At 70.6% G+C, this 16,217-nt stretch carries 13 protein-coding genes and 1 pseudogene; 2 read left to right on the plus strand and 12 right to left on the minus strand.

Annotated features, from left to right (window positions below):
* On the plus strand, nt 1–1,850 hold a 1,850-nt coding region (locus ACFP2V_RS32390; RefSeq protein ID WP_381218852.1), incomplete at its 5' end, for an AfsR/SARP family transcriptional regulator.
* A 59-nt stretch (nt 1,851–1,909) separates the two neighbouring features.
* Here the strand turns inward: ACFP2V_RS32390 and ACFP2V_RS32395 are convergent.
* The 12 genes from ACFP2V_RS32395 to ACFP2V_RS32450 form a co-directional block, all read right to left on the minus strand.
* On the minus strand, nt 1,910–2,542 hold the full coding sequence (locus tag ACFP2V_RS32395) for a LysE family translocator (protein WP_381218853.1): 633 nt from the start codon (nt 2,540–2,542) through the stop codon (nt 1,910–1,912).
* Nucleotides 2,539–3,813, minus strand: coding sequence for an ATP-grasp domain-containing protein (locus ACFP2V_RS32400; RefSeq protein WP_381218854.1), 1,275 nt, complete (start codon nt 3,811–3,813; stop codon nt 2,539–2,541). Before ACFP2V_RS32400 ends, ACFP2V_RS32395 begins: the two co-directional genes overlap by 4 nt.
* Nucleotides 3,800–4,756: an alpha/beta hydrolase gene (locus ACFP2V_RS32405; RefSeq protein ID WP_381218855.1), complete on the minus strand. Its 957-nt coding sequence runs from the start codon at nt 4,754–4,756 to the stop codon at nt 3,800–3,802. Before ACFP2V_RS32405 ends, ACFP2V_RS32400 begins: the two co-directional genes overlap by 14 nt.
* A 66-nt stretch (nt 4,757–4,822) precedes the next feature.
* Entirely contained in the window at nt 4,823–6,133 is a 1,311-nt protein-coding gene (locus ACFP2V_RS32410) for an MDR family MFS transporter (RefSeq protein ID WP_381218856.1), read from the minus strand.
* A complete protein-coding gene (locus ACFP2V_RS32415) occupies nt 6,133–7,380 on the minus strand; it encodes an ATP-grasp domain-containing protein (protein ID WP_381218857.1) in 1,248 nt (415 codons plus the stop codon). The genes ACFP2V_RS32410 and ACFP2V_RS32415 overlap by 1 nt, the downstream gene beginning before the upstream one ends.
* 124 nt (nt 7,381–7,504) lie before the next feature.
* On the minus strand, nt 7,505–7,885 hold the full coding sequence (locus ACFP2V_RS32420; RefSeq protein ID WP_381218858.1) for a Rieske 2Fe-2S domain-containing protein: 381 nt from the start codon (nt 7,883–7,885) through the stop codon (nt 7,505–7,507).
* Nucleotides 7,873–9,291, minus strand: a complete 1,419-nt coding sequence (locus ACFP2V_RS32425; RefSeq protein WP_381218859.1) for an iron-containing redox enzyme family protein — start codon at nt 9,289–9,291, stop codon at nt 7,873–7,875. The genes ACFP2V_RS32420 and ACFP2V_RS32425 overlap by 13 nt, the downstream gene beginning before the upstream one ends.
* A 70-nt stretch (nt 9,292–9,361) precedes the next feature.
* The gene (locus ACFP2V_RS32430; RefSeq protein WP_381218860.1) at nt 9,362–10,447 is read right to left on the minus strand and encodes a 50S ribosomal protein L11 methyltransferase; all 1,086 of its coding nucleotides are present in this window, start codon (nt 10,445–10,447) and stop codon (nt 9,362–9,364) included.
* Between the two features lie 1,108 nt (nt 10,448–11,555).
* Nucleotides 11,556–12,332, minus strand: coding sequence for a 2OG-Fe(II) oxygenase (locus ACFP2V_RS32435; protein WP_381218861.1), 777 nt, complete (start codon nt 12,330–12,332; stop codon nt 11,556–11,558).
* Between the two features lie 88 nt (nt 12,333–12,420).
* Nucleotides 12,421–12,978, minus strand: coding sequence for a methylated-DNA--[protein]-cysteine S-methyltransferase (locus ACFP2V_RS32440; RefSeq protein ID WP_381218862.1), 558 nt, complete (start codon nt 12,976–12,978; stop codon nt 12,421–12,423).
* Between the two features lie 44 nt (nt 12,979–13,022).
* The gene (locus tag ACFP2V_RS32445; protein WP_381218863.1) at nt 13,023–13,817 is read right to left on the minus strand and encodes an MGMT family protein; all 795 of its coding nucleotides are present in this window, start codon (nt 13,815–13,817) and stop codon (nt 13,023–13,025) included.
* Nucleotides 13,814–14,407, minus strand: coding sequence for an RNA polymerase sigma factor (locus tag ACFP2V_RS32450; protein WP_381218864.1), 594 nt, complete (start codon nt 14,405–14,407; stop codon nt 13,814–13,816). Before ACFP2V_RS32450 ends, ACFP2V_RS32445 begins: the two co-directional genes overlap by 4 nt.
* 6 nt (nt 14,408–14,413) lie before the next feature.
* Between ACFP2V_RS32450 and ACFP2V_RS32455 the strand changes: the two are divergent.
* Nucleotides 14,414–15,270: pseudogene (locus ACFP2V_RS32455) on the plus strand (MmyB family transcriptional regulator).
* Nucleotides 15,271–16,217 lie beyond the last annotated feature (947 nt).

Below are 16,217 nucleotides of genomic sequence, written 5' to 3' on the forward strand. Positions count from 1 at the left end.
GAACTACAGCTGCCGTGATAGTGAGCGACGTACGCTCTCTCAAGCTGCGGCGCTTATTGTCACTGCTGGCGCTGTGCCATCCGCAGTCGGCCGGTTTCGACGTGATAGGCAGCACCCTCTGGCCGAAGGAGCCACCGCGTTCCTACCAGCATCTGATCCACACGTACGTGAGCCAGGCGCGCAGACTTCTGCGCTCCTCCGGTTCCGGTTCTGCGGACCAGGCCGCCTCCTACCTGGTCCGCACTCCGACCGGCTACGCTCTGTCGGTCGGACACGATCAGGTCGACCTGACCCGCTTCCGGGACCTGACGGAGAAGGCGCGGCAGGCCCATGCCCGAGGGGAGGCAAAGGTCGCGTACGAGCTCGCGGCACTCGCGCACCAGTGCTGGCGCGGCCCCATCCTCGCCGACGAGCCGCAGCTGGCCCTTCACTCGGCGGCCACCGCGGCGGTCCGTCAGCGGACCGAGAATCTGCTTCTGTACGCGGACCTCGCGCTGCGGTTCGAGCAGCCGGAGCAGGTGGTGTCGGCCCTGCGCGCCGCCGCCGAGGACGACCCCCTGCACGAAGGGCTGGAGGCACGGCTCATGCTGGCCCTGGCCGGCTGCGGCGAGCAGTACGAAGCGCTGCGGGTGTTCGCCGACGTCACGCAGCGGCTCGACGCCGAACTGGGGCTGCAGCCCGGCCCGGAGATACGCCAGGTCCATCAGCGGGTCCTGCGCCAGCAGCTCAGCTGGCCCAGTAGTGCGCTGCTGCCCCGGCAGACGGAGGACGCCCTGCGGGAGACCAGGCCGTCGGCCCCTCCTCTGCCGTCCGAGGGCAAGCCGTCGCAGCTGCCGGCCAGGACCCGGCACTTCGTCGGGCGCGCCGCCCAGATCCGGGAGCTGGACCAGATGCTCCTCGCTCCCGGCGAGCGGGACGGCCAAGTCCCGGCCGCGCTGCTCACCGGGCCGCCCGGCGGGGGCAAGACCGCGCTGGCACTGCGGTGGGCGCACCGGGTGCTGGACTCCTTCCCGGACGGGCAGCTCTACATCGACCTGCACGGTCACGCCCGCAGAGGCCCCCTGGACGCTCAGGCGGCCCTGACCTCGTTCCTGCGCGCGCTCGGCGTGCCCGGGGAATGTGTCCCGGACCACCTCGACGAGGTCGCGAACCTGTACCGCACCAGGCTGTCCGGGCGGCGGGTTCTGGTGGTCCTGGACAACGCGCGCGACGAGGACCATATACGCCCCCTCATTCCCGGCGATGAGGGGTGTGCCGTGCTTGTCACGAGCCGCAACACACTGCCCGGTCTGGTCGCCAGGGACGGCATACGGCGGATCGCCGTCGACGCGCTCGACGACGAGGAGGCGCTGACGCTGCTCGGGCGGCTGCTGGGACCGGAACGGATCGAGGCGGAGTTGCTCGCCGCCATGGCCTTGGGCCGGTACTGCGGCGGGCTGCCCCTGGTGATCCGGGTCCTCGCGACGCGTCTGGCCCAGCATCCCTGCCTCAGCATTGCCCAGTACTACGTGGAGCTGCAGGAGGCCGGGCTCTTCCGGCAGCCCCCTCTCCCGGGGGACCTGCTGTCCTCGGTCCAGGCGGCGTTCGAGCTGTCGTACACAGCGCTGCCGGAGCCGGCGCGCCGGGTGTTCCGGCTGCTCGGCCGGACCGAGGGCACCCACATCACCGCCTACACCGTGGCGGACGCGGCGGGTACGACGCCGACGGAGGCCCGGTGGTCCCTGTACCGGCTGGTCGACGCGAGCCTGCTGCGGGAGGACGCGCACAGCCGGTTCAGCATGCCCGGTCCGCTGCTGCGGTACGCGAAGGTGCTGCTCGACCGGGAGGAGGAGCAGTTCCAGGCGGTGTGAGCGGCCCGGCCCCGGCGGGTACGAGCCGGTGTTCCGGCCGCGGTCCGCTGTCGGCGTCGTCATCCGCCGAGGGCCAGGCGTAGCGCGAACACGCCGAAGACGGCGGCGGTGAGCCCACTGGTGAGCCGCTGGGCCGACGGGGAGTTCAGGTGCCGGGACAGCCGGTGCGTCAGCCTCACCCACACGAGCAGCCAGGCCAGCCCCAGGGCGAGGTAGCAGCAGGCCAGGAACACCACCCCGACGGTCGGGTCCATGCCGGACGGCACGAACTGAGGCAGGAACGCCATCAGGAAGATGCCGACCTTGGGATTGGAGCCGGTGCACAGCAGCCCCAGACCGAAAACGCGCCACCGGCCGCGCGGTGGGTCGTCCGCCCGGTCCTCGGGACCGGGCGCCGCGGTGGCGGCCGTGCGCAGTGCCGTGCGCAGTGCCTGGTACGCCCAGACCAACAGGACGGCGGCGCCTGCCCACCGGAAGGCGGTGAACAGGTCCGGGCGGGCGGCGAGCAGAGCGGTGAGCCCCAGGGCGCCCAGAGCTACCTGGAGGGCTCCCGCCGCGATCACGCCGAACGCGGCGGGAGCGGCCGTACGCGGCGAACCAGCCAGCACCAGGCGGGTCATCAGGGCCAGGTCGGGACCCGGTGCCATGATCACTACCAGGGAACTCGTCAGGAACGCAATGGCGTTGATCACGGCTCTTCGATGACTAGCTTCTGTTCCAGGGCACGGATGATCCGGTAGTCCCGCTTGATCTGTTCATCGTCCGGGTGGGCGAGGATGACGAAGCCGAAGTTGAGGCTGTCGACCAAGTCCCTGGTGACGGAAACACGGTCACCGTCGGACAGGTTCTGCACCGAGAAGTGGTGACTCGGCAGCGTCCGGATCTCGTCCAGGACCGCAGTGTCGCGCATGATCCCGGAGCGGCGGGCCATGTGGAACACGCACATCTGGTGGGTCAGCAGCTCGTAGCCCTGCGGCAGTTCGCCCCCCGTCAGCCAGCGCACCGTCCGGTCGATCTGGCTGTCGCCGGTGGCGTTGCGGTTGAACCGCGGCTGACCGCCGCCGTGCGGACGGGCGCCCAGCTCGATGAGCACCGGTTCGTCCGCGGTTCCCATCACCTCCACGTGGGCGGAGCCGAAGCGGACGCCGACCGCGTCCAGCACGTCGAACACGTACTCGGCGAGGGTCGCGACGACGGGCTCGTCCGGAGGCAGCCACCGCATGGTGTCGTAGACGGCCATGTTGGGGCCGTTGTCGACCTTGCCGTAGGAGCACACGTCCACGAGGGAATGCTTGCCGTCGTGGCTGAAAGTGTCCACCACGTACTCGGTGCCGGTGACGAACTTCTGCACGATGAGCCGGTCGTCGACTTCTCCGAACTGGTTGATCCGGCCGATCTGCCGCTCGAACACGGCCCGCCAGTCCGTCCCGCCCTGCACCTTGATCACGCCGTCGGTACTGGCGCTCTTCGGCGGCTTGATCACCAGGTCGGCCCCGATCAGGCCCTCGCTCTCCAGCCAGGCGGCCGCCTCCTCGACGTTCGCGGTGCAGATCTGCGGGATGACCGGCAGCCCGGCCGCCCGCACGGCTGCGGCCATACGGCTCTTGTCCCGGCGCGCCTCGGCCAGTTCCGGCACGTTGCTCAGCTCCGGCAGCACCCGGGGGGCGATCCGCTCGGCCAGTTCCACGCCGGACTCGCAGCCGGCGATGACACAGAGCGGGTCCAGCGCCCGCACCCGTCGTACGACGTCGTCCAAGTCCCCGTCGTACACGATGACGTCGGGGAAGTCCTGCGGTCGGTAAGAGGAGGCGTACGCCTCGGGCGGGCGCGGGCTGCTCACCACCGCCGCGACCGGGACACCCTGACTGCGCAGGGCTTCCGTGAACAGGGCCCCCGAGGAGTACGGGTCGATGACGATGCAGGGGCCCTGTCCCCGGCCCCCGTGCACGTCAGCGTTCATCATCGGCAGCCTCCTTCCGCGCCAGTGCGGAAACGGCGGTGCAGTAACGGGCGAAGAAGTCCGCTGCGGGCTCGCTGACCCGTCGGGCGCGCACCGGGGCGTGCACCATCCCGTCCTCCCGCACATACGTCACCGGCGTGCCGTTCTCCTTGAGGAGGGCTGCGTACTTCTCCGCGTCCACGCACAGCGAGTCCATCTCGCAGCCGGCGATGTAGGCCGGCGGCAGACCGTGGAACGCTCCTTCCAGCAGCGGCGAGACGTACGGGTCCGCGGCCTGCTCGGGCTGCGGACAGTAGCAGGCCGTGTAGAACTCCATCTCGCCGCCGGAGAGCAGGGGCGCGTCCTCTCCGCCGTGGCGCCAACGGGTGAAGTCCAGGACCGGGCTGATCACGGCTTGGCCGCGCAGCCGGGGGCCGCCGCGGTCGCGCGCCATCATCGACAGCACCACCGCCATGTTGGCGCCGGAACTCTCGCCGCAGGTCACTGCACCATCCGGGTCCAGGTCGCCCAGCCCGAGCGCGGGAAGGTCGGCGAGGGTGCCGCACAGACCCGCGTAGCAGTCCTCCAACGGACCGGGAAACGGGTTCTCCGGCGCCATGCCGAAGTCCAGGGCTATGGTCACCAGCCCGGTGCGGTCGGCCAGTTCGGCGACCAGGCTGTGGTGGCTGTGCAGCGAGCCGATGACGAAGCCGCCGCCGCGGATGTAGAAGAGCACGGCGTGGTCGCCGCGTTCGGCCGGCTCGTAGATGCGGATGCGGGCCGTGCGGCCCTCGTGGACCACGGTCGCGTCCCGGTGCGAGACACCCTCGGGGACGGGGATGGGCAGCACTTCGGTCAGCGAGTCGTACAGGACGCGCTGCCGTTCGACGGGGTAGGTGTAGAAGTCGGGCGGCAGCGCGCCGTTCACCGTTTCCACGAACTTCTCGATGCCTTCTGCGTATGCCATGCGCAGCTCGCTCACTTCCGAGTACAGGTGCCGGAACGCGCGGCACGGATCAAGGGTTGGGACGGATCAGGGAGTGTCGGCGGCGACCGGGCCGCCTGTCCGCCCGGCTGGCTCGTCGGCCTGCTCGTCAGCCGGGGCGGCACCGGTGCCGGTGTCCGCGCGGGGCGCGCTCATGCCGACGAGGGCCGCGGCCACGGCACCCACGGTGAGCAGTCCGGACAGCCACCACACCGATGCCGACGACGCCTGCCAGGCGGCGACGCCGAGCACGGGGCCGATCGCGTAGCCGATCTGCATGGGGAAGGCAGCGGCGGCGATGTAGCGGCCCCGCAGGTACTCGGGGGCGACCCGGCCCGGCCAGGCCGAGGCGGTCGGAGTGCCGATGATCTCGCCCACCGTCCACACCACTGTCGCCACGACGTACATGGCCATGCTGGGCCCGGCGACGTACAGGTTCATCCCGACGCCGACCAGTCCGACGCCGAGCGCCACGGCGACCCTGCCGGGAAGGCGCTGCACGTACTTCGTGAGCAGCAGCTCCAGGGAGATGACCATGACGGCGTTCAGCGACAGCAGGCTGGAGTAGAAGGCCACGCCGTGTCCGTCGGCCTTGATCTGGAGCGGCAGGGCGGAGGTGTGCTGGATGTAGACGACTGCATTGAGGAACAGCGCCAGCAGGAACAGCACGTACCGGGTGTCCCGAAGCACGGCCACGTACGACCGGGTCGGGCCCTTCGCATCGTGCTCGACCGGCCTCGCGGTGTCCCCGGAACGCGCCAGCATCAGGGCGAAGACGGCGAACACCAGCTGCGCCGCCGCCTCCAGATAGAAGATCAAGTTGTACGAGTAACTGATCAGCAGTGCGCCGAGTAGCGGGCCGACCGTGGTGCCGAGGTTGAACGCCATGCGGTAGACGGCGAACACCATCACGTGGCGGTCCTCGGGGGTGCGCTCCACCAGCAGGGCCGAGGAGGCCGGCCGGTACATCTGCGCCAGAAGCCCGATGAACGCGGCCACCGCGATCAGCAGGGGCAGACTGTCCAGGTGGGGCAGGCTCAGCGTGCCCAGTCCGGCGAGCGCCATGGAGCCGACGATGGTCCACGCGTAGCCGATGCGGTCGGACGCCGAACCGCCCACCAGCACGCCGATCACGGAGCCCACGCCGTAGGCGCCCAGCGCCAGGCCCGCCTCGGTCGCGGAGAACCCCTTCGCGGTGAGGTAGAGCACCAGGTAGATCTGGAGGAAATTGCCGAGCCGGTTGACCAGCATGCCGACGAGTACGAGCCAGACAGGGCCCGGGATGCCCCGCAGGGTCTGCAGGACCGACGGGTGGCCGGCCCCGCCGGGTTCGGAGGACTTCTGACCGGTCGCGGCCATCAGGACGACTCCTCCACCGATCGGCCCGCGAGTTCAACGAGCTCCGGCGCCTTCAGCAGTGCCGTCCGGGCCTGCTCCATAGTGTCCGCGAGGGAGATGACCCTGGCGTAGCGGGAGATGTAGCCGCGCGGCGGCAACCGCAGCACGGCCCCCGGGTCGGCCATCACGTCGGCGCTGTGGATCTCGGGCGGGAACCGGTCCTCGTGCACGGTCACCGCCTCGATCTCGACGTCCCGCTCGGGGTACAGGAAGGTGATCGCCGCGGCACGGTGCCGGCTCGGTGTCGTCTCAGGGCGCCGGCCCGCTGCGACGTCGGCCGCCGCCATCGCCACGTCGACGCCGGTGGCGAGTTCGCCGAGGTAGGGGATCATGTCGCCGCCGAGGCGGGCGTTGACCTCCATCAGGCGCGGGCCGTTCGCGGTGAGGCGGAACTCGGTGTGGCTGACGCCGGTGTGGAAGCCCAGCGCGGCGTGGCTGGCCCGCAGCGCCTCGATCAGCTGCGGATCGGACAGCAGCGGGTCGGCCGCGTCGACCTCATGGCCGATCTCCTCGAAGAAGGGCGCGAGGCCCACCTGCTTGCGGGCCACCGCCAGCGGGATGCCCTCCCCCTCGAAGAAGACGGCGTCGACGCTGATCTCGGGGCCGTCGACGTACTCCTCGACGAGCACGGACACCTCGAAGACGGGGACGCCCGGGTAGGAGGCGCCGGACGCCGCCCGGTAGGCGCTCTCCACCTCGTCGGGCCCGTCGGCCCGGCGCACGCCCATGCCGCCGGCGAGACCACGGGGCTTGAGGACGACCGGGAAGCCCAGCTTCTCCGCCGCGTCCCGCGCCTCGTCCAGGGAGCGCACGCCGATGGAGGCCGGCTGGGCGACCCCGGCACGCTCCAGCGCGACCCGGGTGGCGTTCTTGTCCCGGCAGGCGGCGACCGTGTCGGGGGAGTTCCCCGGCAGGCCGAGCGACTGCGCCACATGGGCTGCCGGGGTGACGAGTCCTTCGTCGTAGCAGAACACGCCGGCCACCTCCTGCTCGGCGGCTATCCTCCGGGCAGCCTCCATGAGGAGTTCGGGACGGGTGTTGTCGACCTGGGTGCTGCCGACGACGTAGGGCTCCTCCCAAGTCACCGGGGCCGGCTGTAGCAGCCAAAGCGCATAGCGCCGGTTCACCGTCCGAAGGATGAACTCCCGGCTGCGCCGGCCACTGCTGCCGATCAGCAGCAGCAGCGGCTTTCCACCGTCCCTGCCCATGTTCCGCTCTCCTCGCATGTGGTCTCTCGTGATCCGGTGCGCGCGCCGGGGGCATGCAGCCCCCGGCGCGCCGGCCCGTCTGTAGAACACCGGCCGGCCCCGGAGCGTTGCAGTCGTCGGCGGGTCAGGTGGCTGCCGCGTGCTGGCGTGACAGCGCGGGCGACAGTGGCCGGTGCTCCAGAGTCACGCCGGGGCAGGCCGTCGGCGGTGCCGGCCAGCCGCGGGTCGGCGGCCGGTCGGGGAAGACCGCGGTGACCCGGTTGCCCACCCGTACGGCCGGGATCTCCGCGCGCATCCGGGTCACCGCGGCCTTGCGTTCGTGCCACGGGCACACGAGCCGGACGCCGTCCTCGGCCGTGTCGGCCAGGTGCAGGGGGCCGCCGCGGTGCGGACACCGGGCGCGCATCACGAAGCCCCGGCCGCCGACCGTGGCGTAGACGTACGGTGTTCCGGCGACGACCACGCAGTTGTCCCGCCCCGTGGCGGGGAAGGTCACGACAGGCACTTGCGGTAGTCCCCCACCGAGTGGATCTCGTAGACGCACTCGTCCGACTCGATGTTGGCGCCGTGCAGCCGGTTGCGCTTGATGACCACGCCCTCGCCCGCCTGGAGCGTGAGCGACGAGCCGAACCCGCTCTCGAAGCGCATGGTGCCGGAGACGATGTGGCACAGTTCGTCACCTTCATGGCAGTGGGTGTTGGACAGTTCGCCGCGGGGTTCGACGAGATGCGCGACGGGCGCGTCGACCTTGCCCTGCTTCAGCCCTTCGAAGACCGGGCCGTGCAGCTTCTTCAGCTCCGGCTGGGCGTCCATCCAGGCGATCTGCTCGGAGAAGTCGAAGTCGGAGACGTCCAGGAGCGCCCGGTACTCCTCGATGCCGCGCACGATCTCCGGGATGACGCCCTCGCCGTGGACCTCGACCAGCGGCTTGATGATCTTCTCGCGGGCCATCCGGCCGTGGTGCTGGTCGATGTGGACGTGCTCGGTGAAGTAGGTGGTGTCCACCGTGTCGCCGAAGACGTCCCGCAGCAGCCGGTCGGCACGGCGGCAGAAGTCGACCAGGGAGCTCTCGGTGTAGTAGAGCGCGCCCACGTAGCGGAAGAACAGCTCGTGGTTCTTGCCCAGGTAGTGGAAGTAGTTGTTCAGCAGCAGGCTGCTGTTGAGGTAGTACTGCCAGTACCGGTGGAGGTCGGACTCCAGGCCGACCGACTCCAGGGTCCGCTCGAACAGGGTGCTGTGCTTGGTGTCGTGGACGCCGTAGCCGTACTCGTCGATGACGACCTTGAACCACTCGGACTGGGCGGGGCCGTAGTAGCCGAGCACGTTGCGCATCATCGGCGACGCCTCGGAGAGGAAGTCCGGCGCGAACTGCACCAGCCACATCCGGGCCGCGCGCTGGGGGTCGGAAGAGTTCCGGATGGCCTTCTCCGTCGGCGACGGCTCCTCGCCGCCGCTGGTGTCAAGGGAGTCGAGGTAGGCGTCGAGGCTCTCGGCCGTCCACTTGCCGGACGTCTCCACCTCGTGGTCGAGGAAGCCGAAGGCGTACCGTTCCAGCGCCGGCCGGATGCGCTCGCCGAGCGCCCGGTTGCCGGGGCTGTAGAACGCCCGGAAGTCCTCCTCCTTCCCCTCCAGGCCGGACTTCGGGAAGAACACGAGGTCGGCCTCGTAGATGCTGGTCAGCAGGCGCTGCACGGCCAGGCTCGTGTAGTCGAGTATGTTCTCGCGGCCCGGCACCTTGTCGTAGTCGAGGTGGGGCAGGACCTGCGGCCTGAGCTGCCGGCGGTAGGGGTTGTCGTGGTTCAACCAGTCCAGGTTGTCGTGGTAGATCGGGGCGGTGGCGTACTGCACCACCGCGTCGCGCAGTTCCGCGCCGCTCAGCTCGAACGGGACATGCGTGGGGACGTGACTCATCGCTGGCTCCCTGATCGTGGTTCGGAATGGGGCGGTCGCCGGTGCGTCTCCGGCGCTGGGCGAGGCCGTGTCAGAGGCTCACGAGGAGGGTGAAGTCGCTCCAACGGAGCCGCAGGGAGGCTGTCTCGCCCGCCTTGGTCAGCACGGGCTTTTCCAGCGGGACCCAGCCCGGCATCCAGTGCGAGTTGGGGTTGTCCGGCGAGTTGGACAGGACGATGCCGTTGCCCATCTCCAGCTCGAACCAGACCACGAGGGCCTGGGCCTCCCCGTCCGCGGTGGCGGGGAACTCGAGGGTGCGTTCGCCGGGCTCCAGGGCGTCGCGCGCCAGGTCGAACTCCAGCACTGGTGCCGCCTCGGACAGGAACCGGTGCGGCCAGGTGTTGAGCCGTACCGGGAAGTGGCTGCGGGTGGTGAGCGTGTTCATCAGCGAGACGTCGAAGCCGCCGACCGTGGTGACCTGGTTCAGCTTCAGCACCGCCTCGCTGTTCACCAGCCTGCCGTACAGCCGGGCCGCCGACGGCAGCATGATCCCATCCGGCGCCAGGAGGTGCTCGCGTGCGTGGCGCACGGAGGGCAGCAGGCCCTCACCGATCAGACCGCAGTCGACGATCTCGGACACGAGGACGTCCACCGGTCCGCCGAGGTCCCGTTCCGGGTCCAGTTCGGTGGACGGCTTGCCGATGACAGTGATCACGTCGGACAGGCCGTGCGCGTCCACGACGTTCCGGGCGACCTCGGCCAGCAGCGGGTTCATCTCGCAGGTGAACACCCGGCTCGCGCCGGCCCGGGCCGCGGCCATGGCGAGCAGCCCGCTGCCGGAGCCGATGTCCAGCACGGTCGCGCCGGCCGGGACGCCCCGCTCCAGAGCGGCGACGAGGTTCCCGTTGCGCTCGGTGTCGTTGAGCATGGCGAAATGCCAGCGTGGAACATTCCTGCGGACGATCTGCGCGAAGATGTCTGCGTCCAGGGAGAGGCTCTCCGGCGGCATTCTCAGCAGCGCGGACGCCTGCTCGGCGAGTGCGCTCATCTCCTGCGCGAGCGATTCCAGCAGGGCCGCGCCCAGGCGGTACGGCGAGCCGTTCGCCGGCATAGCCGCCAGGTCCGCCCGGACTTCGTGCTCGGCCGACGTGGTCCGTGCCTCTTGTGCGTGCTGCATGTAGTGCCACTGCTCCTTACGCTGACTCGCCGGTTAACAGTGGTGCGAGACAGGGCTTGGAAGCCTCCTGTCGTCACACAGCGACCGTACGTAACCGCGCTGTCGCGGTTCTCCAGCGACTCTTTAGCGGGAGAGGCAGTTTCCCGAGCGGGAAGGACGGCGCTGACCTGCGCTGTTGCAACGGCTTCCGGTTCCCGGGGGGCGAGGCGGCAGAACAGAACGGTGCAGAGGCCGTACACAGGTTCGCCGCGGCGGTCGAACAGTGCTCACGACCTGTGGGTCCTCCGCGAGGGCGCGAGGCGGATGCTCGCCGCCTCGCCGGGGGCGGAAGCCGGCCGGGGCACAGCCGAACCGGCCGTCGAACGAGACGAGCGTGACCGACGCCCGATGGCGCGCAGCGGTCACCACCGCCCGCGGCGACGGTGGCCCGCCTGACCAGGCGGCGGCAGGACGGTCACGCCGCGTTCTAGCGGCGTGACCCGTCCGCGACGAACTACGTCCATGTGTGGGCCGACGGCGTTCCTCCCGAGATCCGCCTCGGCCGGGCTCGCCCCCGTGTCCAGGCCCCAGTGGGCGTGCGTCTGGACGGCATGAAGGAACGAAGGTGTTTCCGCGGGCCAGGCACCCGGGGTGCCGATCCACACGGTCCACCGTGTGGCGAACGCTCTTCCGAAGTCCGCGCAGCCCGGGACCCAGAAGACCCTGCAGGAGATGCGCAGCCGAGGACCGGGTCCGGATCAGGGCCCGCCACGGCAAGAACGTCGCCAGGACTACCGCGGCCCGCAGACCACTGCCCCACATCCCCTACGGCCTGCGGGACAGGCACGTCCACGCGGCGGCCCGGTCCCTGGCCGAGCGGGCGGGATGAGTCGCCCGGACACGGCAGGCGCGAGGCCGGGCAATTGGCTGCCCTCCGGCCCGCACGGCGCGGTCGCAGTTTTGGCTGACCCCGCCTGCCGCACGTCGTCGTGCTCTGTACGGCCGAGTGCCGCGAAGGAACGATGCGGCGGCCGGGGAAACAGCCCCGCACGAAAGCATCAGTGACCACTGACGTCACCGCGCTCGACGGCAGCCGCCCTTTCGGGAGGGACGATCGCTCCGGCGGGTCCTACCGGGCGTCGTGGAAGATCACGCCGAGGACATGGCGCCGCCCGCTGTGCACGGCGCTCACTCCGTGCCGCAGCATCACCCGGCTCCAGCCGCGCGCGGACCGCACGGGCCGGTGGTGGACGGCGAAGATGAGGCCCTGCCCCTGTTCCGGCCGCCGGACGATGGGCCGGGACTGGGCGCGCGGCCGCTGCTCCACGAAGACGCTCTCGCCCCCGGTGAAGTCCCGGTCCGGCTCGTTCAGCAGCACCGCCACCTGGAGCGGGAACGTGAGGTCCCCGTACACGTCCTGGTGCAGGCAGTTGTAACCGCCCTGCTCGTAGCGCAGCAGCAACGGGGTCGGCCGGTGCTGGCCCATGGCGGCGCAGGCCGCGACGAGGTCCTCGTGAAGGCCGGGGAATTTCGGCTCGCCGAGCCGAGCCGCCCAGGTGTTGGCGATGTGCGCCAGGGGTGGGTACAGCTGCCGGCGCAGGGCGAGGACCAGTTCAGGCAGCGGGTGGGCGAAGTAGCGGTACGACCCCTCGCCGAACCGGTGCCGGGCCATCGTCACCGTGCTGCGGAACAGCCCCGGCTCGTCGAACATCTCCCTCGCCTGCGCGCACTGCCCGGGGGTGAGCAGGGGCGGGGTGAGTGCGACGCCGTCCGCGTCCAGCTCTGCCGCCAGAGCGGGCCAGTCGAGGTGGCGCAGCGTGGGAAGCCCGTTGCTGTCGGCGGCCGGCCAGTCGGCGGATGCCGGCTCGGTGAGCCCGGGCAGGGGCGGGGTGTCATAGGCGTTCACGGGCTCGGGTCTCCAAAGAGGGCGGGTGAAGGCGACGGAGAAAGGGCGGTGGGCGCCGGTGACGGGGGTTTTTACCGGCGCCCACCGGTCAAGGGCCTGCCGGACTGTTCTGCGCCTCCAGACCGAGCAGGAAACGCTTGGCGGCCAGGCCGCCCGCGTATCCGTTCAGGCTGCCTCCGGAGCCGACGATCCGGTGGCAGGGCAGCACGACACAGAGCGGGTTGGCGCCGAGCGCCGTCCCGACCGCGCGGGCGGCCCGCGGCCGCTCCAGGGCCTCGGCCAGCTGCGCGTAGGTCGCGGTGCGCCCGTACGGCACGAACGCGTCCAGCGCCATGACGGTCCGGCGGCTGAACGGGGTGGCGAGCCGCAGGTCCACCGGCACGGTGAAGTCGCGACGGGCACCGGTGAGATAGGCGTCAAGCTGGGTCCGCGCCTCCTCCAGCACCTTCCGCGGGGCCGGGTCCGCGTGCTCCTCCTCGACGGTCCGCAGGCCCGCCCGGGTGACGCGGGCCACAGCATCCTCGAGGGTGCCGTAGCAGCACACCACGAGCGCGTCGGCCGTGGCCGCCAGCATGAGCCGCCCCAGTGGCGTGGGGTAGACCGCGAACGCCGCGGTGGTGTTGCCGGGGATGTCACTGGTTCGCACGATACAACTCCGTCTTTCTCATGGACGTGGGGTTCCGGTGGCCGTCACACGGTGACGGGCCGACAGCCCTTGCAGGCGCGGTAACCGGCCAGTCCGGCTTCGCGCGCGGTACGGAACGGCACCTGGTGGGGCGGGGTGATGCGGCGGGCGTGGGCGCAGGTCGGGTGGCAGTAGATCCGGGTCGTGTCGCTGCCGAGGAACACCACTCCGTGCCGGTGCAGTTCCGCCATCCGCCGCAGGTCGACGCCCTCCGCAGCGCGCAGCGCGTCCCCCACGTCGGGGAGATGGGCGGCGTCGCAAGGTGTGCCGTCGTCGTATGTCACGCGGTGGCAGGGGATCAGTACCGCGGTCGGGTTCTGGGCCAGGGCGCCGACTACGGCCTCCGGCGCCGTCCCGGCCTCCTGGGCGATCCAGCCGACCGGGCGCAGTTGCCCGACAGGGATGGCGCGGACCGCCTCCAGCACGGCCCGTTCCACCGGGCCGTGCGGGGACAAGTCGATGTGCAGCCGCCGGGCGCGTCCGGTCCGCAGTGCGGTGACGACACCCGGGAACGGCCTGGCCGACCGCAGGGCCGAACGGCCGGTCCGGGCACGGTGCAGCTCCTCGAAGGCCGTCGCGGTCAGTCCGCCCGTGTCCAGCGCGGCGCCGGTCACCGCCTCCGGGCTCGCCGCCACGAAGAGACCGCCGACGGCCGTGTCGAGGCGGACGTAGGTGTCGTAGGTCTCGCGCGGAACGCCGACACGCCGCAGCACGCGCACGGCGAAGTCCGCCGGTGGTTCCGCGGTGAGCCCGCCCAGCCCGGGCTGGGCCGCGTCCGGTGCCTCGTGGTCGCTCTTCATGTCGTCACCTCCTCCAGCACGACTGTCTCCGGCTCCAGCAGCCGGCGCAGAGTTCTCAGGCCTCGAGACACCTGCGCCTTGGTCGTACCGACCGCGCACTGCTGCACTTCGGCCACTTCTGTGTAGCTCAGCCCCACCACGTGCCGCAGCACCACGGGCGTGCGGTGGTGCTCCGGCAGCTCCAGCAGCGCCGTGACCAGCCGCCGCCGGTCGTCGGCGAGCGCGGCCAGCTCCTCCGGCCCCGGGTTGTGGTCGCTCCAGGCGTCGGCGGTCTCCTCCACGGGCACCTTCACCAGGGCGGGCCGCCGGGAACAGGTGCGCAGGTGGTTGCGCCACACGTTCGCCGCGATGGCGAGCAACCAGGCACGCGTTCTGAGAGCCCGTCGGCGCTCGGGGCCGTAGTCCTGTAAGGCTGTGTAGGCGCGCAGGAACGTGTCCTGCCCCAGGTCGTCGGCCTCGGTGGCCGAACCGGAGACCCGGAGCAGGAACGTGTACACCGCCCTGCCGTGGACCCTGACCAGCTCGGTGAAGCCGCCGTCGAGGTTCGCCGCCAGGAGCTCGGTCAATTGCCGCTCGGCCTTCTCGTCCATCACCGAATGAAACACCGGTGCCGGGCGAGGGGTTGCACCCCATCCGGCACCGATTTCGCACCGACTGCCGCCACCGTCCGGGGCTGGGCGCAGGTATGTCCACCGTGCGGCTGTCGATGTCGTCGACGAAGTCCCGGGGACTCCCCCCGAACCAGTCCACCGACGGCCGGTCCTCCTTTCCGGTCCTTCCCTGAGCAGGTCTCTGGAAAAGGTCCTCACTGTCTCGTCAGCGGATCCCACCGTGACGCGTGCCCCATACGCAGAGCCACGGGCGTGAACCCCGACGACCCGCGCCTGCGGGAGGTTGTCGGCGAGCTGTCCGTCAAGAGCGTGGCCTTCCGTGAACTCTGGGCCCGGCACCACGTGCACGGCGAAACCGGCGGCTCCAAGTCGCTCCCCACACCGACGTGGGCGATCTCGACCCGCCCTACGAGAGCTTCACCGTCAACCGGACGCCCGGGCGACAGCTCGTCACCTACCAGGCCGACCCCGGCAGCCGGTCCCATGACGCCCTGGAGCTGCTGGGAACGCTGAACGCCCCCCTCCAGCCTGACCGGCCGTCCGCGCCCGCCTCATCCCACTTCCGGGGGCCTGAAGAAGAGGAAGCGCACAATGATCGGCCCCCTCGTCTTCTTCGCGGTCCCGCAAGGAGGCCGTCGACCTCTGGGCCGGCTCCGCCCTCAGTTCGACCGACGGCCGTCGCCCGCTCTCGCAGGCGGCCGCTCACCGGCCGCGGATCGGGCGCTTCTGTGTGCCGCACGGCGGCGGCCGGCCGGCGCAGCGCGGACAGGGGACAGGGTCTCCTCGCCGGTGTGCGGCGAACGCCATGGCCTCCTCGGCCGGTTCGGACCGGGTGCCGCTGAGCCGGCGGCGGGCACGGGCGGGGCGACAGCACCACCTGCTCCGGGTACGCACCGGGCGACCACCACCGCGAGCCATGGGACGGCAACCGGGGTACGCGCTCTGCCCGCCGGCTGCGCCCCATCCATCCGGCGCGACAGCCGCGCCGCCTTCCCGTTCCGTCCCGGAGCGGTTCACGGGCGCATCGCCTTCGAGGACCGTCCGGTGAGCAGGGCTGAGCACTTGTCGACCACCGCTTCGACTGTCGTTGGCATGCCAGTGTGCCAAGGATGTGCGGATATCCCGTTCGACCATCGTCACCTGGCCCTCCGCCATGACCAGAGCTGAAACTTCACCTCCTTCCGTACCTCCCGCCGTGGCTTTTGGAGAGGTGCCCGCGTACCCCGTCGACATCGTCCTCTCCTTGCACCGCGAAGAGACCTCCCGTCTGCTGCGCACCCTGCGCAGCCATCATGTGATGCCTGCGCTGTCGCATCCGTGGGGTTCCTCACGGGCCTGTCTCGCACTCTCTCCGTCCCGCACCGGGGTTCCCGGGCGCAGACCCTCCCGTACCCGGTGATCAGACCTCGTCAGGTGTCCCAACAGGTGCTTTTCGAGATCCTGTGCACGACCAAGCGTCAGTGGTGCTGCCACGAGCTGTGCCTGTTGCTCGGCACCCCTTGGAACCCATGATTAGACGGGCACTGCAGGCGCGTGTGGTGCGGCTGAACGAGGTGACCGGTCTCTCGGTGCGGTCGGGAGCCTCGTTCTGCTCGGCATCAGCCACCGAAAGCGAAACGGTCCGCCGACTCCATCGGCGGACCGTCAAGAAAGATCGAGGCTAGGGGCGCGGATCCATGACGAGAACGCCTGAGTGGAGGTCTGACTTCTGACATCGTTGACCGGGGTGTCTTCTGAGGCTTTCGGTTCAGGGTGCCGGTTGTCTCTGACGGGTGTAGGCCGGTGGCAT

The organism is Streptomyces incanus, from assembly GCF_042656345.1.
Classification (GTDB): Bacteria; Actinomycetota; Actinomycetes; order Streptomycetales; family Streptomycetaceae; genus Streptomyces; species Streptomyces incanus.